The sequence below is a fragment of the Chitinophaga niabensis genome, from assembly GCF_039545795.1.
GTDB classification, from domain to species: Bacteria; Bacteroidota; Bacteroidia; order Chitinophagales; family Chitinophagaceae; genus Chitinophaga; species Chitinophaga niabensis_B.
Genome location: NZ_CP154260.1, coordinates 3,242,083 through 3,264,399, shown reverse-complemented (window position 1 = coordinate 3,264,399; position 22,317 = coordinate 3,242,083). Strand labels below are relative to the sequence as shown.

18 protein-coding genes are annotated in these 22,317 nt (G+C 46.6%); 7 read left to right on the top strand and 11 right to left on the bottom strand.

Going from position 1 to position 22,317, the window contains the following annotated elements:
- Positions 1-60: 60 nt before the first annotated feature.
- On the bottom strand, positions 61-807 hold the full coding sequence (locus tag AAHN97_RS12685) for a DeoR/GlpR family DNA-binding transcription regulator (RefSeq protein ID WP_343308003.1): 747 nt from the start codon (positions 805-807) through the stop codon (positions 61-63).
- 123 nt (positions 808-930) lie between these two features.
- Here AAHN97_RS12685 and AAHN97_RS12680 point away from each other — a divergent pair, with 123 nt between their 5' ends.
- Together AAHN97_RS12680 and AAHN97_RS12675 are read left to right on the top strand one after the other, a co-directional pair.
- The gene (locus tag AAHN97_RS12680; protein WP_343308002.1) at positions 931-2,133 is read left to right on the top strand and encodes an anhydro-N-acetylmuramic acid kinase; all 1,203 of its coding nucleotides are present in this window, start codon (positions 931-933) and stop codon (positions 2,131-2,133) included.
- A 63-nt stretch (positions 2,134-2,196) separates the two neighbouring features.
- Positions 2,197-3,114 carry a DUF6268 family outer membrane beta-barrel protein gene (locus AAHN97_RS12675; protein WP_343308001.1) on the top strand — a complete coding sequence of 306 codons (918 nt, stop codon included), beginning with the start codon at positions 2,197-2,199 and terminating at the stop codon, positions 3,112-3,114.
- 38 nt (positions 3,115-3,152) lie between these two features.
- Here the strand turns inward: AAHN97_RS12675 and AAHN97_RS12670 are convergent, their stop codons facing one another.
- The 5 genes from AAHN97_RS12670 to AAHN97_RS12650 form a co-directional block, all read right to left on the bottom strand.
- Positions 3,153-5,288 (bottom strand): c-type cytochrome domain-containing protein, encoded by a 2,136-nt coding sequence (locus AAHN97_RS12670; protein WP_343308000.1) that lies wholly within the window; start codon positions 5,286-5,288, stop codon positions 3,153-3,155.
- Position 5,289: 1 nt separating this feature from the next.
- The gene (locus AAHN97_RS12665; protein ID WP_343307999.1) at positions 5,290-6,303 is read right to left on the bottom strand and encodes a 6-bladed beta-propeller; all 1,014 of its coding nucleotides are present in this window, start codon (positions 6,301-6,303) and stop codon (positions 5,290-5,292) included.
- A 2-nt stretch (positions 6,304-6,305) separates the two neighbouring features.
- Positions 6,306-7,760, bottom strand: a complete 1,455-nt coding sequence (locus AAHN97_RS12660) for a DUF1501 domain-containing protein (protein ID WP_343307998.1) — start codon at positions 7,758-7,760, stop codon at positions 6,306-6,308.
- Between the two features lie 3 nt (positions 7,761-7,763).
- Entirely contained in the window at positions 7,764-10,076 is a 2,313-nt protein-coding gene (locus tag AAHN97_RS12655; RefSeq protein ID WP_343307997.1) for a PSD1 and planctomycete cytochrome C domain-containing protein, read from the bottom strand.
- A gap of 463 nt (positions 10,077-10,539) precedes the next feature.
- Entirely contained in the window at positions 10,540-10,695 is a 156-nt protein-coding gene (locus AAHN97_RS12650; protein WP_159442241.1) for a hypothetical protein, read from the bottom strand.
- Positions 10,696-11,064: 369 nt separating this feature from the next.
- On the opposite strand from AAHN97_RS12650, the gene AAHN97_RS12645 reads away from it, so the two are divergent.
- The 5 genes from AAHN97_RS12645 to AAHN97_RS12625 all read left to right on the top strand — a co-directional run bounded on the left by AAHN97_RS12645 (position 11,065) and on the right by AAHN97_RS12625 (position 17,208).
- Positions 11,065-12,960 carry a DNA topoisomerase IV subunit B gene (locus tag AAHN97_RS12645; protein ID WP_343307996.1) on the top strand — a complete coding sequence of 632 codons (1,896 nt, stop codon included), beginning with the start codon at positions 11,065-11,067 and terminating at the stop codon, positions 12,958-12,960.
- 11 nt (positions 12,961-12,971) lie between these two features.
- A complete protein-coding gene (locus AAHN97_RS12640) occupies positions 12,972-13,823 on the top strand; it encodes a DUF1835 domain-containing protein (protein ID WP_343307995.1) in 852 nt (283 codons plus the stop codon).
- Positions 13,824-13,828: 5 nt separating this feature from the next.
- Positions 13,829-14,242 carry a hypothetical protein gene (locus AAHN97_RS12635; protein ID WP_343307994.1) on the top strand — a complete coding sequence of 138 codons (414 nt, stop codon included), beginning with the start codon at positions 13,829-13,831 and terminating at the stop codon, positions 14,240-14,242.
- Between the two features lie 25 nt (positions 14,243-14,267).
- Positions 14,268-16,805: a DNA gyrase/topoisomerase IV subunit A gene (locus AAHN97_RS12630; RefSeq protein ID WP_343307993.1), complete on the top strand. Its 2,538-nt coding sequence runs from the start codon at positions 14,268-14,270 to the stop codon at positions 16,803-16,805.
- Positions 16,806-16,881: 76 nt separating this feature from the next.
- On the top strand, positions 16,882-17,208 hold the full coding sequence (locus tag AAHN97_RS12625; RefSeq protein ID WP_343307992.1) for an ArsR/SmtB family transcription factor: 327 nt from the start codon (positions 16,882-16,884) through the stop codon (positions 17,206-17,208).
- Positions 17,209-17,407: 199 nt separating this feature from the next.
- Here AAHN97_RS12625 and AAHN97_RS12620 read toward each other — a convergent pair whose 3' ends face one another.
- Genes AAHN97_RS12620 through AAHN97_RS12600 form a run of 5 tightly spaced genes read right to left on the bottom strand, consistent with a single transcriptional unit; the run spans position 17,408 to position 22,266 of the window.
- Positions 17,408-18,397 carry a hypothetical protein gene (locus tag AAHN97_RS12620; RefSeq protein WP_343307991.1) on the bottom strand — a complete coding sequence of 330 codons (990 nt, stop codon included), beginning with the start codon at positions 18,395-18,397 and terminating at the stop codon, positions 17,408-17,410.
- A 28-nt stretch (positions 18,398-18,425) separates the two neighbouring features.
- Positions 18,426-19,556 (bottom strand): glycosyltransferase, encoded by a 1,131-nt coding sequence (locus AAHN97_RS12615; RefSeq protein ID WP_343307990.1) that lies wholly within the window; start codon positions 19,554-19,556, stop codon positions 18,426-18,428.
- Complete coding sequence (locus tag AAHN97_RS12610) at positions 19,553-20,494, bottom strand: glycosyltransferase family 2 protein (RefSeq protein ID WP_343307989.1); 942 nt, start codon at positions 20,492-20,494, stop codon at positions 19,553-19,555. The genes AAHN97_RS12615 and AAHN97_RS12610 overlap by 4 nt, the downstream gene beginning before the upstream one ends.
- 4 nt (positions 20,495-20,498) lie before the next feature.
- Positions 20,499-20,984, bottom strand: a complete 486-nt coding sequence (locus AAHN97_RS12605; protein WP_343307988.1) for a DUF4199 domain-containing protein — start codon at positions 20,982-20,984, stop codon at positions 20,499-20,501.
- A gap of 16 nt (positions 20,985-21,000) precedes the next feature.
- Positions 21,001-22,266, bottom strand: a complete 1,266-nt coding sequence (locus tag AAHN97_RS12600) for a dihydroorotase (protein WP_343307987.1) — start codon at positions 22,264-22,266, stop codon at positions 21,001-21,003.
- Positions 22,267-22,317 lie beyond the last annotated feature (51 nt).

The following is a 22,317-nucleotide window of genomic DNA, read 5'->3' as shown; positions in this document are numbered from 1 at the left end:
AATCCTTCTTTTAAAGTATTAATTGTAATTGGTTGGATAAAATCCCGAACATTAAGTGAACTATAAAATCTCTATGCCGGCTTCCCGATATGGTTTTAAAATCTGATCCTGCGGATCCACTTCTGTAATAAGTGTCGTAAGCTTCGAAAGATCGCATACTTTGATGCGTTGTGTAGTGTTAAGTTTCTCTGTGATAGAAAGAGAAATGACCCTGTCTGAAGCCTCGATCATGGCCTTTTTTACTTCCACTACTTCCCAGTCGTTATCCGTGATGCCATGTTTGAGATCAATGGAATTGGTACCCAGGAAGCAGAGGTCTGCTTTGATGCCGTTTAATTTGGAAACTACGCCGCCACCGATGGAGATCTGTGAGTTCTTGGAGATCCTGTCTCCAATGAAGATCACTTCTATGTTCGGATGGTGGATATATTCATAAGCTGCGGGTAAACTAACGGTGATGAAAGTAGCAGATAGCTCAGGCGGCAGCGCCTTGGCCAGTTCTATGATGGTGGTACCGCCGGTAGTGAGTACAAACATACCGTCCTTGATCAGGCGGCATGCTTTCATGGCAATAATTTTTTTACTGTCTAATGCATATACGTGGTCTGAAGCAATGGATAAGTGGAATGATTTGGAGAGCGCTCCACCATGTACCTTGATCAGTTTATCCTGTTTGGCCATTTCATTCAGGTCCCTGCGGATGGTATCCTCTGAAACGTCCATTTCCTGGCACAGGTCTACCGACAATACCTTATTGTGGAGATTCACCTGGCGAAGGATAAATGACTGACGTTCCCTTTTAAGCATGGCGTGAATGATTTTGGTCTCCAGCAATTTACTGCAATAATTCTGATAAAACCGCAAAAAGATGCATATATTTACTGAAATACCCGTAAAAACCAGCAGGATGGCCTGTGTAAACAAATACTGATGAATACGAACATTTCACGTCTTTATGAGATCTCTGGGAAAGCGGAGCGTTTGATTATCGGCTTAATGTCCGGTACTTCCGTGGACGGGCTGGATGTGGCCCTTTGCCGCTTTTCCGGTACCGGCATGGATTCCCGGATAGAACTGGTGGCATTTGAAACAGTGCCTTACGGGGAAGAGTACAAAGGGGAGATCAGCAGTGTGTTCTCCAAAAGGAATGTGGACCTGGAGAAAGTTTGCCTCCTGAACGGCTGGGTAGCGCAACAACATGCAGGCATAATCCTGCAATGCCTGCAGAAATGGGGTAAAAAACCCGCAGAAGTGGACCTGGTCGCCAGTCACGGGCAAACCATCTTCCATGCCCCCAAATCCCTGCATAAACATGCAAAATTCAGCAATGCTACCCTGCAGATCGGGGATGGCGACCATATGGCCGTAGAAACCGGCATTATCACCCTCAGCGATTTCCGGCAGAAACATGTAGCGGCAGGAGGGGAAGGAGCGCCGCTTGCAGCTTATGGCGATTTCCTCATCTTTTCAAAGAAAAACGAAAACCGCATTATGCTGAATATTGGCGGTATTGCCAATTTCACCTATCTGCCGGGTAACCTCAATGCAGATGAAGTGTTCTGCAGTGATACCGGTTCCGGTAATACGCTGATGGATGCCTTCACCCAAAAACATTACCCAGGGCAATACTTCGATGAAAATTCCGCCATTGCTTCCAAAGGAACAGTGCACCCCGCATTACTTAATGCACTGAAAGATCACCCTTTCTTCCAGCAACCCTTCCCGAAAACTACTGGCCCGGAATTGTTCAACATCGCTTATCTCGATAAAGCCATTGAAAGATCAGGTGCAACAGGCATCAGCATCGAAGATACCATGGCCACCCTTAACCGTTTTTCTGCAGAAACCATCACGGAAGCCATCAAAGCAGTTACAAAGGACGGCAGCGGTTTTCATTTTTATGTAAGCGGTGGTGGTATGCACAATCCACTGTTGATGAAAAACATCACGGAATTACTCCCTGGCTGCACCTTTAAAAGCACAAAGGAATTACACATCAACCCGGATGCGAAAGAAGCGGTATTGTTTGCAGTACTGGCCAATGAGGCGGTATGCGGAGGAGCTATTAATTTCGGAAAAGGAAGGAATGGTATTCCGAATGTATCCATGGGAAAAGTGAGTTTTCCGGGTTAGGCATAGGGGTGTTCAATGTTTTACAGGTCTAGATAATATACACACTCAAAACATTGAACCTTTATGCCAAAAAGTTTTGCCATAAGCTTTCTGCTGCTATTCCTATGCATCAGCCAGCGGACATTTGCCCAGTTACCACCTTCCGGTATCACTGTAAACGTTGATTATCTGCCTGCTTCCAAATACAGGAAACCGATAGGCGAAGAGAAATATGAAAAAACGAAAGCCTCTTCCTCCCAGCAGCGCGTTCGTTTTAACGGTAATTTCCTGCTGGCGAATAAAGGAGACCTGGCCTCGGGAAATATCCGCTCCTGGGGAATTACGGTGAACGGATCTTATACACAAATGAACAACAAAGGGTATGAGCAAAAAGTAATACCGGGCGAGTTGCTGGAAATAGATGCCGGTATTCAGCATTTCCGCAGCCTGAAGAATAACTGGGGCTTATATAGTGCCGTGTCCGTAGGCCTTTACACAGATATGGAAAAAATAAACGGCAATGATGTGTTTATCAATGGTGTGGCCATGTTCATCAAACGCAAACCCAAATACGCTTATGGTTTCGGTGCTGGTATAACCAATGCAACAGGCGTACCGCTTATATTACCCGGCCTGTTCTTCCAATGGCAGACCGGCAATAAACTGAAGGTGAATGTTACCCTGCCTGAAAATATCAGTGCTACTTACCTGCTCAGTCAGCAAACAGATCTTACCTTATACTTCCGTCCTAAATTTGGCGTCTATGATGTGGAGAATATGCCGGAAGGGAAACGGCTGATGAGTTTTATCCAGTTGCCTCTTGGGCTTGAGCACACCTGGCATTTGAAAAAGCTGGACCTCTTCTATGGCGGAGGTATCATGCCGCTCAGATCTTTTGACTATAGTGATAAAAGTATTTCCGGCATATTTAAGAATAACCCCTCTCATCAGCTTTCTACCAATGTATTCCTGAACGCAGGTGTTCGCTGGAACTTCAGATAAATGAAAAAGGTGCAGTTACCTACTGCACCTTTTTTTAATCAGTTCACCAATATTTCATCTATAAATATCCAGGCTGGTTTGCCTTTGCCATCATGCCACTGGGGCAGTTTTGCTAAAGGCACCGCTACGATCCTGATGCAGCTTACTTCCTGTGCGGGGAATTCGCATTTGATGCCCGACATCATATTCGGATCATCTTTACCCGGTATCGTGGGTTGCACTTTCTTCAGTAAACGCATTTTAGAAGGCTCCGGACCACCCCATATTTCCACCTTGGTTGGCGGGAAGATATATGCACGTGTATTGCGCATGGTATTCAGTGTGATCTGCTGCACGTTCACGGGCTGTTTGAATAACATTAACAGCTCCATTTCAGTGAACCGGAAGCCCAGCCATTTGCCGCTGCTGATATCAAAATTGCCCGTCTGCAGGTCCCAGAATGTTTTGGGGCCTTCTCCCTGGTACTTTTCATTAGCAGGTTTCAGCAATACGGAGCTATCCGGTTTGTAGGTAGTTTTCAGGAAACGTGCTTCTATAGCATCGCTGCCGTACCAGCCGGTTTTATACGCTTTTGCTTTTACTGTGAAACTGGAATCTACTGTGATGGAATCTTTATAAACAGGTGAGTTCACACTGTCCACCTCAGAGCCATCCAGCGTATACCTGATCTCCACGCCCTTGATAGGATGTGTAATGGCCAGTGTTTGTTTGCTCAGGAAGATAGCATGATCATTGTTGACCATGGGCGCATTCAGTTTCAATGGCTCCTGGCCGCGATTATCATACCCTTTCTCGAAGCGGATATTTTTTACTGCAGCTAATTGCTGCCAGTCTTTTTCTGTAAGCGGCGTATTCCAGCAATACACTTCTTCCAGGCTTTTGCTGGCCCTTAGTTTCTGCAGGTTTTGCAGGTTGACGCCGGTTCCGGAAATAGCCAGTGAACGCAGGTGTTTAAGTCCTGTGAGTTCCTGCAGTGTACTGCCGGTGATGGCAGAGAAATCAAGATTGATCTTCCGCAGATTGCTGAATTGTTTGATGACAGATAGTTCTGCATCTTTCACCGGCATTTTCTGCAGGTGTAATTCCACGATCTGTGTTTTCAAAGGAAGCAGTTCTTCCAATGCTTTCGCACTGTATTGTTCTTTGTTGTAGAAGTTAACGATCAGTGCAGGTGAGTTCCTGGATAAAGGAAAGATCACCCGGTAATTATTGCTCAGTTTTTTTATAGTTGCCTCGCTGGCTGCAGCAAAAGAGAACTGATCTTCTGATACTTCAGGTTTTAACAACTGCGCTGCCAGAATATATAAGCTGTCTTCTTTCTTCAGAGAAGTTACCGTCTTTCTAAAATCACCACCTAAACGGATCCAGTGTTGCAGTACTTCTATCTCCTGCAGGCTGAGTTGTGTTTTGCCTGTAGGGGGCATGTGTTTCTTTTCTTCCATCGGCAGATGGATGCGTTCTATCATCAGGCTGGCCATGGGGTTGCCGGCAATGAACAAAGGCCCGCTCTTTCCACCTTTCAGGATCTGTGCAGGTGTTTCCATCAGCAGTTCGCCTTTTGCCTTATCAGAATTATGGCAGCTGAGGCATTTTTGCTCAAGGATGGGTTTTACCAGGTGCTCAAAGATCACAGCCTGTTCTATAGGTACAGTTACTTTGGAATGTTGCGGAGTAACCGGCGCCAGCAGGAAATCACTTCCATGTGTGAGATTCGCACCAAAATGCCCTGCTACTGCTAAACTTACCAATGTCAGTGCGCTGCCTGTTATCATGATGGATTTTCTCACATAGCGGTACCAGTATAACAGGGAGGCTAACCACACGATAGCGATGCCGGACCATTTATGCCAGGCCAGCATATCTCCTGTGTAACCTTCTTCGCGGGAGAGGAATAAACCCATGATCACCGTAATGGCAGCCGTAAGTGCTCCGGCCAGCCAGAGATGACCGATCAGCGGCCTTAGCGAAGCAGCAAGCTGTTCACTGCGTATGGTCAGCAGGTCCAATACCAGCGCAAGGATCAGTAATACGATAGGGAAGTGTAACAGCAGGGGATGCATTCTGCCTATCACCTGCAACCATGCAGGTAAATGCAGGTGCTGATAAAACACCAGGAGGAAAAGGATAAAAATATTTGCAGCGATCAATAGATTTTCGGCCAGTCTTTTCAACATGCTATACCCGTTTGAATTTATAGGGATATACTTTCCCGGAAGCCCATTGCGCTACATAAATATTTTCTTCATCATCCACACATACATCATGCGGATTGGCAAAGATCTTTTCTGCCTGCAACATAGGTTGCAGTTTACCATCTTTATACTCAGGTGCAGTGCCACCGATATTGGAAACTACTTTGTTGTTTTTATCCAGGATGGTAACAAAACCACTGTTTTCTTTACCAAGATCAGGAGAACGTAATACTGCGGCATAGAGATGATCTCCTTTGATCACCGGGCGACATACGCATGCACCTGGCAATGGTATCACTTCTATTAATTCTCCTGCCATGCTGAAGCGTTTAAAGCAATTGCGCGTACGGTCCGTAACCAGCAGGGTAGGAGTACCGTTACGTTTGTCTATGCAAATGCCGTGTGCATTATCTAGGTGTTTATCTTCTTTTCCTCTTCCGCCGAAAAAGCTTTGCAGTTTTCCTTCGGCATTATAATGCAGGATGTACTGGGAGCCGTAACCATCTGCAATGTAAAAGTCGCCATTGTCTGCCACGGTGGTTTCAGTGGGTACAAAAGCTTTTGCTTCTTTGTATACGCCGCTTTCTTCCGGGAAGTTAATGGTCAGTAATATTTTACCATCCAGTGTGGTTTTAAACACCTGGTGTTTATCCGTATCCGTTATGTAGAGATGATCATGCGCCAGCGTTAAGCCATGCGCACCGGGGAATTCATGGCCCCAGCTGTTGAGCAGTTTGCCGGATTTGTTATAGATGAGGATATTGTTCTTTGTTTCATTGGTAAGCAGGATGATGCGTCCTTTTTTATCCTGCACCATTTCATGGCAATCTTTTACGGGGTATTTGGATGGGTCCAGGTTGCCCCATTTATTGTCCATCCTGTAGCGCATGTTGTTATGGCCATAAACAGCGCCATTGTCTTTTGCGAACAGATCTTTGCTGATGTAAAAACTACCGGCTATTAACGCGGATGCCTGTATAAAATTCCTTCTATCCATTTTTATGCAATAAGATTGGTGATTACATTGCCAGCCACGTCTGTAAGGCGATAGCGGCGGCCAAGGTGTTTATAGATCAATTTTTCGTGGTCAAGGCCAAGGAGGTTCATTACGGTAGCCTGGAAGTCGTGCACATGCACAGGATCTTTGGTAACGTTATAGCCGAAATCATCCGTTTCGCCATATACGATACCCGGTTTTACACCACCGCCTGCCATCCAGATGGAGAAGCAGCGGGGATGGTGATCACGGCCATAATTATCTGCCGTCCACTTACCCTGGCTGTAATTGCTTCTGCCAAATTCACCGCCCCAGATCACCAGTGTTTCATCCAGGAGGCCACGTTGTTTCAGGTCAGTGATCAGTGCTGCAGAAGCCTGGTCCACATCTTTTGCCTGCCCTGCCATTTCATTGGGCAGATTGCCGTGCTGATCCCATCCCTGGTGATACAGCTGTACAAAACGTACCCCGTTTTCGGAGAGTTTGCGGGCCAGCAGACAGTTGGAAGCAAAGGTGCCGGGAACAAGGCAGTTAGGACCATACAGTTTGATAATATCATCCGGCTCTTTGGAAAGGTCCGTGATATCCGGCACTGCCGTTTGCATGCGGTAAGCCATTTCGTACTGCTGGATCTTGGTATTGATCTCTGGGTCACCGAACTGATCATAGGAAAGCTGGTTCAGCTCGGAGAGTTTATCCAGCATTTTGCGGCGTCCGGTGGAATCCATACCTGCCGGATCGTTCAGGTATAATACAGGGCTTTCGCCGCTGCTGAACTGAACACCCTGGTGAATACTATCCAGGAAACCATTTGTCCAGAGTTTGGAATATACACCCTGTCCGTTCCCTTTTCCTCTGGAAAGTAGTACGCAGAATGCAGGAAGGTTTTTGTTCTCACTGCCTAAACCATAACTGAGCCATGCTCCCATACTTGGCCGGTTCCCTTGCTGGGCGCCGGTTTGGAAGAAGGTCAATGCAGGGTCGTGATTAATGGCTTCCGTATACATGGATTTGATGATACAGATATCATCCACCACTTTGGCTGTATAAGGGAACAGGTCGCTGATCCATGCTCTGGACTGACCATATTGTTTGAAGTCATAGAAAGAACCTACCAGCGGGAAGGAGGCCTGGCCGGAAGTCATACCAGTAAGGCGTTGCCCGTTGCGGATAGAAGCAGGTAATTCCTGCCCCATCATCTGGCGCAGCATAGGTTTGTAATCAAAGGTCTCCAGTTGGGAAGGTGCGCCGTTCTGAAAAAGGTAGATCACTCTTTTTGCTTTCGGCGCAAAGTGTGGAATGCCGGGAGGGAATCCCATTTCTTCTGCACCCCCGCCATTCAGCAGATCAGGTATCAGCAGCGAGCCCAATGCTACGCTTCCCAATCCCAGGCTTAAACGGGAAAGGAATCTCCGGCGATTCATATTCAACCCGTGTTCTAAAAATTCTTTGTCCATATATCAGGATTTAGAGAGGGTTTCTTCCAGGTTATAAATAGTGGTGACCACCTGCATCAATGCAGCCAGTGCCGGTTTGTTTGCTTTCTCCGGCAAAGGGTATTCACCCACGTTCAGGATCTTTGTAGCTTCTGCAGGTTTACCCTGGTAATGCTGTTGCTGATCCTTATAATATTCCTGCAGTAATGCGAGTTCTTTTTCACTTGGTTTGCGGCATACGATGAGGCGGAATGCTTTTTCCACCGGATCGCTTTTTTCCTGCATCAGTTTAGCTGCCAATACCCTGGAAGCTTCCAGCACCTGGGGATCGTTCAGCATCACCAAAGCCTGCAGCGGTGTATTGGTATTGGAACGTTTTATTTCACACTGATCGCGGTTGCTGCCATCAAAGATCATCAGCGAAGGTGGAGGCACCGTACGTTTGATGAACGTATACAGTCCTCTCCGGTAGAGGCTTTCACCATGGTCCTGCTGATACCTTGCCAGCAGCCCCCGGCCCGATGTAGCCAGTTCCCACAACCCTTTCGGCTGATAAGGTTTCACGCTCGGCCCACCGATCTTTTTTGTGAGCAGGCCACTGCTGCTGAGTACCAGGTCTCTTACCAGTTCTGCAGGTAAGCGGAAACGTGGTGCGCGGGACAGCCATACATTATCAGGGTCTTTCTGCAATTTTTCTTTCGGTACAACGGCAGACTGACGATAAGTAGCAGAGGTCAGCATTTGCTTCATCAGGCGTTTAATATCCCATCCATGTGTGCGGAAATCCACTGCCAGCCAATCCAGCAGGGCAGGATGGGAGGGGAGTTCTCCCTGCATACCAAAGTCTCCGGAAGTTTTAACAATACCTCTGCCGAATACTTCCTGCCACATACGGTTTACAAATACCCTGGCCGCAAGCGGGTTCTTTGGACTGAATAACCAGTCCGCCAGTCCCAGCCGGTTAGGCGTGGCATTATTAAAGGAAAGAATAGATTTGGGAGTGCCGGGAAATACTTCTGTTCCATGCGCATCATACACACCACGGTTGAGGATATACGTTTTACGCACGGTAGTATCCTGGTCGCCCATTACAGAAACGATCAGGCGGTTGGTATCCGGTTTATTAATAAAGGACAATACACCCTTCACCTCTTCATTGGAGATTTCCATATAAGGCTTCTTGGCGAATGTTTCCGGCCCGCCTACTGTAGATTCCAGTCCTACTTCTTTTACATTATTGAAGAAGGCATACAGTTGATAGTATTCCTGCTGAGAGAAAGGATCATATTTATGGTCATGGCAGTGTGCGCATTCCATGGTAACACCCAGGAATGATTTGGCGAATGAATTGGTACGGTCTGAAACATATTCCACCCGGTATTCTTCATCGATCACACCACCTTCTTCCGTGATCTTATGATTACGGTTATAACCCGTTGCCAGCAATTGTTCGCGGGTAGCGCCGGGGATGAGGTCCCCGGCCAGTTGCCAGGTCACGAATTTATTATAGGGAAGATTTTCGTTGAAAGCATGGATCACCCAGTCACGCCAGGGCCATTGGCTGCGGTAGTTATCATCCTGGTAGCCATGGGAATCTGCAAAGCGCGCTACGTCCATCCAGTGTATGGCCATTTTCTCTCCATACTGTGGCATGGCCAGCAGGGTATCTATGATCTTTTCATAGGCATTTGCGCTATTATCCGCCAGGAAACGGTCCATCATCTCAACCGTGGGCGGCAGCCCGATAATATCCAGGCAGGCACGTTTTAACAGCCTTTCCTTGTCAGCTTCCCCGTTGGGTTTTAACCCGGCATTTTCCATACCCTGCAGAACGAACTTATCTATTTCGTTACGCGGCCATTTTTCATCATCCACTACCGGTGGTTTTACCGGTTGCGGTGCCACAAAGGCCCAGTGCGGTTTATATTTCGCTCCCTGTTTGATCCATTTTTCAATAAGGTCTATTTCATGCTCTGTAAGTGCCAGGTTGGAATTCACCGGCGGCATGCGCAAGGAAGTATCTTCGGTAGTGATGCGTTTGTATACTTCAGACTGGTGTGGTTTGCCCGGTACAAATGCAAAAGCGCCCGGTGTTTCCTTCAGGGCTTTGAATGCACTGTCCCCGATATCCAGCCTTAAACCAGCTTCCCGCTTATTGGCATCGGGGCCATGGCAGGTGAAACATTTGTCTGAAAGGATAGGCCTGATGTGGAAATTGTAGTCTACTTCGTCAGGTAGCTTACTTGTCTGGGCACCTTTGTTTGCTCCAGACCGGTTGCACGCAATGTAAGCCAGTAAACAGATAGCCGCCAGGGCGACACTTAGTCGTTGTCTCATTTAAGTGGAATATGTATGGCCGTTTTTAATACATAGATAATAAAGTATTACAAAACGGGGAATAAATTACAAATGCTTTTCACTGTAGAAGTCAATACCAGACTGCTTGTTCCAAGATAAAGGAATCTTTTGTAGAATACAAAAGTATGCGGGGATAATCCATCAAAATAATAAGATAATGCAGTAAAAAAAGAAAGATCCGCCTCATGAAGCGGATCTTTCTTTTTAACTTTTTCCTGTCACAGGGTAATGACAGGGGCGCCCGTGAATTCTAGTGGGCAGAACGCACGCGCGCAATACGTACTCTTTGAAAATATTTGCGCGCAAAATGTGCCATCAACACCATGGAAGCAATGCACAGACATGCCAGTTTGAATAGTAAGCCGGTTTTCATAGGTATAGGGATTTATAGATCAATGATCCAATAAGTAAAAGATTCAATAATAAATGTGGGAAATTACCCTCAGCGCATCATTTGCCAGGAGTCGAATTTTTGCATCAGCCTGATACACACATCTTTTAAACGATACATGCTTTGCTGCTCTTGCTTTATCAATACAGTTACAATTAGTGCGATCACCAAAACAGATAATACTACTGCAAAGAAAAATGTTTTCATAGTTATAAGGTTTTTCTGTTCTCAAATAGGCTGGGTGTAAATATAGAGAATTTAATCATATAAAATAATAAACGAATGGAATTTTCTGATATTTAGTACCTGGGGTATGTAATTAATAAAATATGCAAATATTTGTAACATGTTATATCACGAAAGTGCTATTTATTTGCCCATGGGCGCGGGGAATTGTGAATCTGCATGTTCAAGGGTTTCATTTACAATAATATAGGTATAGTGTATAAAATCTACTTGGGATATTGTTCTAATCCTTTATTTTTGCCAACGACCGGGTTTTGCTAAAAGAATTAGTAATGGGCCGGGGCGATCCCCTCCCAACGGTTTCAACATCAAGCGATTAATAGAAAGACTATGGCAGAAGATAATAAGTTACATGCCTATACGGAAGACTCCATCCGCTCGCTGGACTGGCGGGAACATATCCGTCTCCGCCCGGGTATGTACATCGGTAAACTGGGAGATGGCAGCAGCATGGACGATGGGATCTACATCCTGATCAAAGAGGTGGTGGATAACTGTATCGATGAACATATGATGGGCTTTGGTAAACAGGTGGATATCAAAGTATCTGAACACAGCGTAACAGTAAGGGACTATGGCCGGGGTATTCCCCTGGGCAAAGTGGTGGATGTAGTGAGTAAGATCAATACCGGTGCTAAATACGACAGTAAAGCCTTCCAGAAATCTGTAGGATTGAATGGGGTGGGTACCAAAGCGGTGAACGCCCTCTCCAGTTATTTTAAAGTAACCTCCTTCAGGGAAGGGAAAGCCAAAGCAGCAGAATTTGAAAGAGGCGTATTGCTGAAAGACCATAAAGAAACCAGTACTTCCGAAACCAATGGTACCCTGGTCACTTTTTCACCTGACGATACCGTATTTAAGAACTATCAATATATACCGGACTTCCTGGAGAACCAGATCTGGAACTATTGTTTCCTGAATGCCGGGCTGACCATCAATTTCAATGGCCAGAAATATATTTCCAAAAACGGCCTGCTGGACCTCCTGCAAAGGAAAACCACCGCGGAGGACCTGCGTTACCCTATCATTCACCTGAAAGGAGAAGATATAGAGGTGGCCATCACCCACGAGAACTCCTACGGCGAAGAATACTATTCCTTCGTGAACGGGCAGCATACCACCCAGGGCGGTACGCACCTGGCCGCTTTCCGCGAAGCATTCGTGAAAACCGTGCGTGATTTCTTCAAGAAAGATTACGATGCCACAGATATCCGCGGCTCCATCTGCGCCGCTATTTCAGTAAGGGTACAGGAACCGGTATTTGAAAGCCAGACCAAGACCAAACTGGGATCAATCGCCGTAGCAGAAGGCGGGCAGTCCATGAAGAACTTTGTGCTGGAATTCTTAACCAAACAACTGGACGATTACCTGCATAAGAACCCTTCCGTGGCAGATGCCATGAAGAAGCGGATAGAACAAAGTGAAAGAGAAAGAAAGGAACTGGCCGGTATCAAAAAACTGGCAAACGACAGGGCGAAGAAAGCCAACCTGCACAATAAGAAACTGCGCGATTGCCGCATTCATATGAATGAGGAATACACTGGGAAAGGGAAGGAGGACATGATCACCCGCCAGCAGGATACCACCCTGTTCATCACAGAGGGAGATTCTGCGAGCGGTTCCATCACCAAATCCCGTAATGTGGAAACACAGGCGGTGTTCAGTTTAAGAGGTAAACCCCTCAACTGTTACGGCCTTACTAAAAAGATCGTGTACGAGAATGAGGAATTCAACCTTCTGCAGCACGCACTGAATATTGAAGAAGGACTGGAAGGATTACGCTATAATAACATTGTGATCGCTACCGATGCCGATGTGGATGGTATGCACATCCGCCTGCTAATGCTCACCTTCTTCCTGCAGTTTTTCCCGGACCTGGTGAAGAACGGGCATATCTACATCCTGGAAACACCACTTTTCAGGGTGCGTAATAAACAGGAAACGATCTATTGTTATAGTGAAGACGAAAAGCTGAAGGCGGTGAAGAAACTCGGCGGCAAACCAGAGATCACCCGGTTCAAAGGATTGGGAGAAATATCTCCGGATGAATTCGGCCAATTCATTGGTGAAGACATGCGCAAAGAGCCGATCATTCCGGCGAAAGATATGCCTGTAGCCAAGATGTTGGAGTATTACATGGGTAAGAATACACAACACCGCCAGGATTTTATTATTGGTAACCTTAGAAGTGAAAAAGACCTGGCAGATGCAGTGCCGGTGAGTTAAGAATTTAAAGTATGATACTACATATTGTATTTGGGCAATCATCTGAAGCTAACCTCAAAGCCGCTTTTGATCTGGATCCGCAGTTAGCGGGTGAAATACTGTGTTTTGAAGACGACCTCGCGGTAGGCCCTTTATTTATCCTGGACACGCCGGAGGGCAGAACAGCCCGCAGGGAGTGGTGGAACAATATGCTGGAAATACCGGCAGTTGTACCGGCAGAAGGAGAAGAAGTAGTGCCACCGGAAGATCCGGTAAGATCACTGAAGGGCAGACTGAGAGAAGAAGAGGAACTGGAGGTTTGGATCTGGGCCGGGCAGAACGCCTGCGATGTGTCCGGTTATTTCTGGCTGATCAGCCAACTGGATCGCTTCTCCGGACGTATCCACCTGGTATACCTGAACAACCTTCCTTTCCTGAATGAGAAAAACGGGGTGTTTTATCCTACTCATCTCAGCCAGATACTGCCAAAGGAATTCATCAAAGCCAAAAAGCTGGCCCGCGAAGTATCGCTGGCGGAATTTGAACTGGATGGAGATGAATGGCATCGCCTGATGAATGAGAATGCCGGCATCCGTTTGCTGGAAGGAGGAAAGAAACTGAGGGGAGAACCTGCCAGCTTTTTTGATAAAGACTTACTGCAGGCCACTTCTAAAGACTTCCAGAAAGCCAACAAAGTGATTGTACAGGTAACCGGTAAGTTTAAATATCCCGTGATGGACCAGTTCCTTTCCTGGCGCATCAAAGAATTGATCAAAGAAGGAAAGATAGAAAGTAAGGGTGAATTGAAAACGATGCGTGACTTTGAAGTAAAATTACCGGGCGGTGGTGCTGAAGCAACATCGGCTCCCGTTGAAAACGCATAAAACCTATGGCACAGATCGATATTACTCCCTTAAACCTGATAGGCTCAGACGACAGAGGCCAGGGCTATGAATGGGAAACATTCCGCACCGGCACTTTCATCCTCTGTTACCGCAACGCCGGTTCCAGCAGCGGACAGCATTATCACGAAGGGAACAGTGATTACAAGAATCCAGAGATCATGTACCTGCTCAGCGGAAAAGCTGCTTTGCACTGGTGCCCCATAACAGAAAGTGAATTGCGGACGGAGATCATAGAAGCGCCGGCAAGAGTAGAAATAGCCATACATATATGGCATGAACTGGAAGCGCTGACGGATTGTTCTTTCATAGAACTGAATACGCTGGATGATGTGAAACAGGATTCCGTGAGGATCTGGAGAAATGATTTCCTGGCCGGCAGAAGGACCGCATCATTATAATTAAAGAAAGTTTTTAAAGGATCATATGAGTAATACAATCGAATCACCGGAAGAATCGCTGCATGGCAGAGAGCACGTAGATGACAAGTATAAAGGCTGGTTCCTGGACTACGCATCCTATGTTATCCTGGAGCGTGCAGTGCCGGGGGTAGAGGATGGTTTTAAACCTGTTCAGCGCCGCATCATGCATGCCATGAAGGAAATGGATGATGGCCGTTTTAACAAGGTGGCTAACGTGATCGGGCAAACGATGCAGTATCACCCGCATGGTGATGCTTCCATTACAGATGCCATGGTGAACCTGGGGCAGAAAGAACTGCTGATAGAAACCCAGGGTAACTGGGGAGATATCCGCACAGGAGATGATGCAGCTGCAGCGCGTTATATTGAGGCACGACTCTCCAAATTTGCACTGGATGTAGCCTTCAACCCCAAAACCACTACCTGGCAGCTGAGCTACGATGGCAGAAAGAACGAACCGCTCCACCTGCCTATGAAATTCCCGCTGCTGCTGGCACAAGGCGCGGAAGGTATTGCCGTAGGTTTGAGCACCAAGATATTACCACATAACTTTTCAGAGCTGATCGAAGCTTCCATTAAATACCTCAGAGGCAGAAAGTTTGAACTCTACCCGGACTTCCTCACCGGCGGTATGGTGGATGTAGCCAGCTACAATGATGGCAAAAGAGGCGGTAAGGTGCGCGTAAGGGCACATATTGAAGAGAAGGACAAAAAGACCCTGCTCATCAAAGATGTACCTTATGGTGTTACCACCACAGCTCTGATGGAATCCATCGTAAAGGCCAACGACAATGGTAAGATCAAGATCAAAAAGGTAATAGATAATACCGCAAAGGAAGTAGAGATAGAAGTGCAGCTGGCACCTGGTATTTCGCCGGATATCACCATCGATGCATTGTACGCATTCACGGACTGTGAAGTGTCCATTTCCCCGAATGCCTGTGTGATCATTGATGAAAAGCCCCGCTTTATCACCGTTACCGAGCTGCTGAAGTACGCCACCGATTATACCAAAGAACTGCTGAAGCGCGAACTGGAGATAAAACTGGCGGAACTGGAAGAGAAGTGGCATTACACCTCGCTTGAAAAGATCTTCTTCGAGAAAGGCATCTATAAGGAACTGGAACAAAAGCACAAGGACTGGGAAGCCGTTCTGGTAGCAATAGACAAAGGTTTCACTCCCTATAAAAAGAACCTGAAGCGTGCGATAGAAAGAGAAGATATCCTCAAATTAACGGAAAAGCCGGTACGCAGGATCTACCGCCTGGATATCAATGAACTTACGGAGCAGATCAAAAACATTGAAGCTGAGATCAAAGAGGTAAAGCATAACCTTGCTAACCTTACAGACTTTGCAGTGCAATATTATGAAGGTCTGCAGAAGAAATATGGCAAAGGCCGCGAACGCAAAACAGAGATCAAGGTGTTTGACACCATCCAGGTGCAGCAGGTAGCAATTGCCAATACCAAGATCTATGTGAACCGCGCCGATGGCTTTATCGGAACTTCCTTAAAGAAAGATGAATTTGTAGCAGATTGTTCTGACCTGGATAATATCATCGTGTTCCGCAGGGATGGTAAGATGCTGGTAACCAAAGTGGCAGATAAAACCTTTGTGGGTAAGGATATCATTCATATAGATGTATTCCGCAAAGGCGATGAGCGCATGACCTATAACATGATCTATGTTGACAATAAAACCGGGTACAGTCTTGCCAAACGTTTTAATGTAACAGGGATCACGCGTGATAAGGAATACGATCTCACGAAAGGAGAGAAGAATTCCAAAGTGCATTATTTCACTGCCAACCCTAATGGAGAAGCGGAAGTAGTGACCGTACGCCTCAGCCCCAATTGCGCTGCCAAGAAGAAAGAATTTGATTTCTACTTTGAAACTATTCCGATCAAAGGCCGTAGTTCCATGGGGAATGTGGTCACCAAATACCCGATCAAGAGTGTGAAGTTCAAAGAGAAAGGTGTTTCCACTTTATCCGGTATCAAGATCTGGTATGATGATGCAGTGGGCAGGCTGAATACCGAACAACGTGGTTTATATGTGGGTAGCTTTGAAGGAGATGATAAGATCCTGGTATTCTACAAGAACGGTACATACGAGCTGACTAACTATGAGATCACCAACCGCTACGAATCCAACGATGCGGTGTATATAGAAAAGTTCAATCCGGAGAAGGTTGTTACGGCCATTTATTTTGATGGAGATAAGAAACAGTACAATGCCAAACGTTTCGTGATCGAAACACAGACATTGAACAACAAGTTCCTCTTTATCAAAGAAGGCGCGAATAATCACCTTGAACTGGTGACCACACAGGCAGAACCTATCGTACTGTTAAGGACCGGTAAGAAACGCGATCCGGAAGAGGAAGAAATATCCCTCCATGAAACCATTGAGGTAACCGGCTGGAAAGCTGTAGGGACCAAGGTGGCCGGTGACGACTTCATAGACGTGGAATTACTGACGGAAGAAGAGGAAGAGGCACCACCTGAAGAGGAAGGCAATGTGCAGGGCGAATTGTTCTAAAACATACAACGCATCATACAATACCGGGCTTCAGGTCCGGTATTTTTTTGTACTTTTGTAACCAAACGGTTTCAAGATGAGAAGAGATGTATTCCAGGCGATAGCAGACCCAACCCGCAGAGAGATCATCAGCCTGCTGGCTAACCAATCCCTGAACCTTAATGCAGTAGCGGAGAACTTTGATATCAGCAGGCCTGCTATATCCAAACACATCAGGATCCTGACGGAATGTGGCCTGGTTACCATTAAACAACAAGGCCGGGAGCGTTTCTGCCACGCAGAGTTGCAGCAGTTGAAACAGGTATCTGAATGGGCGGAAAAATACCGTGTTTTCTGGACAAAGAAACTGGATGCATTAGAGGATTTCCTGGAAAAGGAACAAGGCAGGAAAAAGAAGAAATAGTTGAAGAGTGCGACGCAACGGTGGCCGAATAATGAACTGAAGCCGGGTTCAAAAGAATTGATTACGTGCTGTCATATAGTGCTGAAAGCTTGCAGCGAACAAACAGTTGCCGGAAAGAGTTTCTTTTTTAGGTTGAAGGCCTGTTAATCCTTCGAACAGACAGTTGCTGGAAGTGGTTTTTTTATGATTGAAGTGCCTGTTAATCCTTCTTCTTTTTCTTCCCTTTCTTAGCCGCTTCTGCTGCTGCCTTTGCAGCTTCTTCCTCCTGGATCTCAAAATCCATCTTCGGTTTTACATAATCCGTTTTTTTCTTATCCGCAGGCTGGCCAATAGGATATTTTCCCAGCTGTAATGCATCGTGGAACACCTTCTCCACATGCACCCATCTGCCTGCCTGCCATTTAAAACCCTCATAATCGAGATCGGGAATGTAAGTGTATTTCTTCAGCGGTTCATTGGTTTCGGAGATGAGGTGATCAAAGATGATCATATCCATTTCCTTGTCAAAGTTCATCGCAGCAACTGCTTCTCTTTTATATTCAATGAAGAAACGGTTGCGTACCGGTTTGGGTACAGTATCTTCTGCAAAGCTGAAGAAAGGCCCGCCAAATACAGGTTCACCATTCTTAAACGTCAGCATTTCAATCACTTTCTTCTGGCTGGTCTGGGAATTAGCGTCCCAGCCAAAGAGCGTATAATACTCCGCATTGAAATAGCGCTTTTGTATCATGGCATAATACAGGCAACCGATCCATCCCCTGTTGTTGGTGATGGTATCTATGTTCTTCGAGAAATCAGAATTATCGAACAGCGGGAAGAGCTTCACCGAACCATCTTTCGTATTCATCTGTATCACCCCGAAATGCCGGAAAGTGCTGTTATCATTTTCAAGCGGCCAGGTAAAGATGCGGAAGGTGCTATCCTGCGGATATACTTTGGCTACTGTTTTCAGGGAATCGAAAGGGTAGTAGTAGGAGTATTTGGTTTTGAGGGCATTGACCAGCTGGGGAATGAAGTAATCGTTACGATCTTCGCGTATACTTTGTTCTTTTCCGTTGATCACATCATAACTGATAGCACGCAGGGAATCCTGCAGCTTATCCAGCTTAGCCCTGTCTGCCGGAGACAGCCGTTGAGCCACAGCGGAAAAGGAGGAGAAACTAAGCAGTATGATAAAAAGACGTTTCATAGTAAGGTATAACATTAAATTCCGCAGATTATTGTGTGTCCGTTAAAGATCCGAGCGAATCCGCGAAGTGTTCCCAGGAATATAATTCCTTCTGTTCCCTGATAAAACTACTGAAAACATCCGCAGGTTGCGCAAGGAAGCGCAGGATGCCATCCGCAACAGATTTTGAGTCTGGTGCTACCACATATCCCGCTTTTCCATCCGGCACAATTTCCGGTAATCCGCCTACAGCTGTTACGAGCATGGGTTTCTCAAAATGATAGGCCATCTGTGAAATGCCGCTCTGGGTAGCTGTTTTATAAGGCTGTACAACCAGGTCAGCCGCTGAGAAGTAGTATTTCACCTCCTCATTTGGAATGAAATCCGAGAATATTTTCACCTGTTCTGTGATCAGGGGATCGTACTTTTTACGGTCCTCATAGAATTCTCCCGCCACAACCAGTTCCAGGTTCTCAATAGCCTGGATCCGCCGGTCTGCAAAGGCTTCCAGCAGAAGGTCCAGCCCTTTGTAAGCACGGATGAAACCAAAGAACAGCAGGTATCTTTTATTGGCATCCCAGCCCAGGTGTTGTTTTGCAACGGTCGCCGGAACGGGATCACCAAAGCTGTCGTATACCGGATGCGGAGAGTATACCACCGGTTTATTGGTCATTTGTTTGATATCTGCCAGCACTTCCTTACTGAGGGTAATAAACGCATGGCATTGATTCACGAAATAACGGGTGAAGGGCTTGTCCCCCGGCCGTTTTTCATGCGGTATGAGGTTGTGTACCAGGCCAATGATCCGGGAGTGTTTATTCTTACGGATGATACTGGCAATGGTACCCAATGCCGGGCCCATCAGGGGCAGCCAGTAAGCGACGATCACAATATCCGGCTTTTCTTTCCGGATCCTGCTGCCTGTCTTTAGCCAGTTGAAGGGGTTCATGGAATGAACAGTACGCTCAATCTGCAGCCCTTCCGGTGCAGGGCCATCTGCATACTGCGTTTTGCCGGGGAACATAAAACCCGGGTATTGAAAGGAAAAAGTGTGAATGCTCACTTCATTACCCTGAGCTATCAGCTGACGGGCGAGGCGTTCATTAAAAGCAGCCAGCCCGCCCCGTAAGGGATGGGCCGGACCTATGATCACAATTTTTTTGTGCCGGAGTTTCGTCATCTTTCCAATGTTTCTTCCACCAGGTAAGCGTTACGCTCAGGTGCATTGCGATTCACCATTTCCGCCAGGAAGCCCGTCAGGAAAAGCTGGGAACCAATGATCAGTAATAACATGGCCAGGTAAAAGATCGGTCTTTCCGTCATTTTATATTGCAGGTAGAAGATCTTTTCAACAGAAAGATAAATAGCGATAGAAAATCCTATAATGAAGAACAGCGTGCCCAGTGCACCAAAAAAGTGCATAGGGCGTTTGCCGAACCTTCCTACAAAGGTAATGGAAGCGAGGTCCAGGAACCCGTTCACAAAACGTTCCAGCCCGAATTTGGTGGTGCCGTATTTACGTTTGCGGTGTTCCACTACTTTTTCACCGATCTTCCGGAAACCGCTCCACTTGGCAATCACAGGGATGTAGCGATGCATTTCGCCATACACCTCGATTGTTTTCACCACTTTATTCTTGTAGGATTTCAGGCCGCAGTTGAAGTCGTGCAGCTTGATACCACTCATTTTCACCGTGGCCCAGTTGAATAGTTTGGAAGGAATATTTTTAGTGAGGGTATTATCGTAGCGTACTTTTTTCCAGCCGCTTACGAGATCGAACCCATCTTCTTTGATCATTTTGTACAGGCCCGGAATTTCATCCGGACTATCCTGCAGGTCCGCATCCATGGTGATCACCACATCACCTTTGGCTTTGCGGAAACCTTCATTTAAAGCAGCGGATTTGCCGTAGTTACGTTGAAATTTGATGCCTTTGATGTGCGGGTTTTCAGCAGAGAGGTTGCGGATCACTTCCCAGGATTCGTCTGTACTGCCATCGTCCACCATCCATACTTCATAGGAATAGTTGTTCTCCTGCATCACACGTGCGATCCAGGCTGCCAGTTCCGGCAGTGATTCTTCTTCGTTTTTTAAAGGAACTATTACGGATATGTCCATTAGTTTATTTCTTTCTTTTTGCGATGGCTGCGCCTATGAGAGAGGCAACTACCCCGATCAGCAGGTCAAGGAAAACAACGCCTCCTACTGCAAATGCGAGGAAGTACTTTTCCATCATTCCTCTGGCTGCTGCTACCTGGTCCGCGGTTGCTCCAGCGTCAACCTGCTGCTTGGTACTGAATTCGATCATTGATTCTTTGTAATCCGGCACAAGCAGGTAGAATATGATATAGACCAGGGCAAAGAGCACCGTGATCACTGCTGTTGTTCTGAAACCGTTGGCGAATATCTGGCCGAAAGTAACATCCCCACCGTTGATCTTGCTGTAGTTGATACAGCTAAGAATAATGATAATACCAAAAATGAGGACAGATCCCCATCTGAAAGCCGCATTGTCGGGTGCTACTTTGGCAAACCATTGACTCAGGAACAATACAACACAGATAGCGGCGCCAATGAGTCCATAAGTAATATGATTTTTGTTTTGCATAATAGGGTATTTAGGATTACAAGTTAAGGTAAGATTGTTTGTTATTGAACACCCCCAGCACTTTACCCTTCAATTCCGTATTCAGCAGGGGGGAGTTTTTGCTTTTGGAACCGATCTCCTTATCCGTAAAGGTATAGGTAGTATCAGGCTCAAAAAAGGTGAGGTTGGCGGGTTCTCCTTTGGCAATGATCACATTTGCCAGGCCAAAAATGCTCCTGGGGGCCGTGCTCAGCAGTTCTGTGAGTTTCTCCAGGCTCAGGTCCGGCAGGGCCGTGCGGAGTGCGCCGAAACAGCTTTCCAGGCCTATCATGCCATGTTTGGCATATTCAAATTCCACTTGTTTGGCATCCCAGTCCTGTGGCTGATGGTGTGTAGCGATACAGTCGATCACCCCGTTCCGGATGGCATCTTTGAGTGCGTTCACATCGTCCTGGCTCCTCAGTGGCGGGTTTACCTTCAGGAAACTATTGTAAGTACCCAGGTCAGCATCTGTAAAGAGCAGGTGGTAGGGCGTTACAGAGCAGGTCACTTTTAATCCTTCTGCCTTTGCTGCGGCAATCAGTTCCACGCTTTGGCGGGTGCTGATACCTGTGAAGTGGATATTGGAATCAGTGTATTTAGCCAGTTCGATATCCCTGCGGAGCATGATCTCCTCTGCGATGGCCGGTTTGCCGGGCATGCCCAACTGGGTGGAATGGATCCCTTCATGCATGAGGCCGTGGCCGGAGATGCTGGTATCGTCAGGGATCTGTATGATGGTGCCGTTGAAAGCTTTAACGTATTGGAGGGCTTTGAGCATGATGCCGGAGGACTGTACGGGTTTGAGGCCGTCAGAAAAGGCAACTGCGCCGGTTTGTCGCATTTCGTACATTTCCGCCAGGGTAGTGCCTTCCAGGTTTTTGCTGATGGCACCGATGGGGAGTACATTTACTACACCGTAGCGGGTTTTGCTGAGTACGTATTCTATCTGGGTTTTAGTGTAAAGGGCAGGTTGCGTATTGGGCACGATCATCACAGTTGTGAAGCCTCCTTTAGCTGCTGCAGTGGCTCCGCTGTTCAGGTCTTCCTTGTATTCCTGACCCGGGTCGCAAAAGTGTGCAAAAACGTCCATCCACCCGGCGCTAACGTGAAGGTTGTTGCCGGAGATCACTTTCACGTTGTCCGCCTTGATGTTTTTGGCGATATCAGCGATGATCCCGTTTTGTATAAGAATGTCATTTGTTTGCCCGTGAAAAGGGGAGAGAGGTGCTACTATCCTGACGTTTTTGAGTAAAATGTCCATTGCAGAAAAAATGATCTTTTTGTTTTATCCCAGTCAGGTGCAAATGTAAGC

What these genes read in the sequence shown, in the direction of transcription:
- AAHN97_RS12650 (WP_159442241.1), bottom strand. Translation starts at nt 10,695, where the DNA reads ATGAAAACATTTTTCTTTGCAGTAGTATTATCTGTTTTGGTGATCGCA.
- AAHN97_RS12660 (WP_343307998.1), bottom strand. Translation starts at nt 7,760, where the DNA reads ATGGACAAAGAATTTTTAGAACACGGGTTGAATATGAATCGCCGGAGA.
- AAHN97_RS12620 (WP_343307991.1), bottom strand. Translation starts at nt 18,397, where the DNA reads ATGAAACGTCTTTTTATCATACTGCTTAGTTTCTCCTCCTTTTCCGCT.
- AAHN97_RS12640 (WP_343307995.1), top strand. Translation starts at nt 12,972, where the DNA reads ATGATACTACATATTGTATTTGGGCAATCATCTGAAGCTAACCTCAAA.
- AAHN97_RS12685 (WP_343308003.1), bottom strand. Translation starts at nt 807, where the DNA reads ATGCTTAAAAGGGAACGTCAGTCATTTATCCTTCGCCAGGTGAATCTC.
- AAHN97_RS12675 (WP_343308001.1), top strand. Translation starts at nt 2,197, where the DNA reads ATGCCAAAAAGTTTTGCCATAAGCTTTCTGCTGCTATTCCTATGCATC.
- AAHN97_RS12625 (WP_343307992.1), top strand. Translation starts at nt 16,882, where the DNA reads ATGAGAAGAGATGTATTCCAGGCGATAGCAGACCCAACCCGCAGAGAG.
- AAHN97_RS12655 (WP_343307997.1), bottom strand. Translation starts at nt 10,076, where the DNA reads ATGAGACAACGACTAAGTGTCGCCCTGGCGGCTATCTGTTTACTGGCT.
- AAHN97_RS12645 (WP_343307996.1), top strand. Translation starts at nt 11,065, where the DNA reads ATGGCAGAAGATAATAAGTTACATGCCTATACGGAAGACTCCATCCGC.
- AAHN97_RS12615 (WP_343307990.1), bottom strand. Translation starts at nt 19,556, where the DNA reads ATGACGAAACTCCGGCACAAAAAAATTGTGATCATAGGTCCGGCCCAT.
- AAHN97_RS12630 (WP_343307993.1), top strand. Translation starts at nt 14,268, where the DNA reads ATGAGTAATACAATCGAATCACCGGAAGAATCGCTGCATGGCAGAGAG.
- AAHN97_RS12665 (WP_343307999.1), bottom strand. Translation starts at nt 6,303, where the DNA reads ATGGATAGAAGGAATTTTATACAGGCATCCGCGTTAATAGCCGGTAGT.
- AAHN97_RS12680 (WP_343308002.1), top strand. Translation starts at nt 931, where the DNA reads ATGAATACGAACATTTCACGTCTTTATGAGATCTCTGGGAAAGCGGAG.
- AAHN97_RS12600 (WP_343307987.1), bottom strand. Translation starts at nt 22,266, where the DNA reads ATGGACATTTTACTCAAAAACGTCAGGATAGTAGCACCTCTCTCCCCT.
- AAHN97_RS12670 (WP_343308000.1), bottom strand. Translation starts at nt 5,288, where the DNA reads ATGTTGAAAAGACTGGCCGAAAATCTATTGATCGCTGCAAATATTTTT.
- AAHN97_RS12610 (WP_343307989.1), bottom strand. Translation starts at nt 20,494, where the DNA reads ATGGACATATCCGTAATAGTTCCTTTAAAAAACGAAGAAGAATCACTG.
- AAHN97_RS12635 (WP_343307994.1), top strand. Translation starts at nt 13,829, where the DNA reads ATGGCACAGATCGATATTACTCCCTTAAACCTGATAGGCTCAGACGAC.
- AAHN97_RS12605 (WP_343307988.1), bottom strand. Translation starts at nt 20,984, where the DNA reads ATGCAAAACAAAAATCATATTACTTATGGACTCATTGGCGCCGCTATC.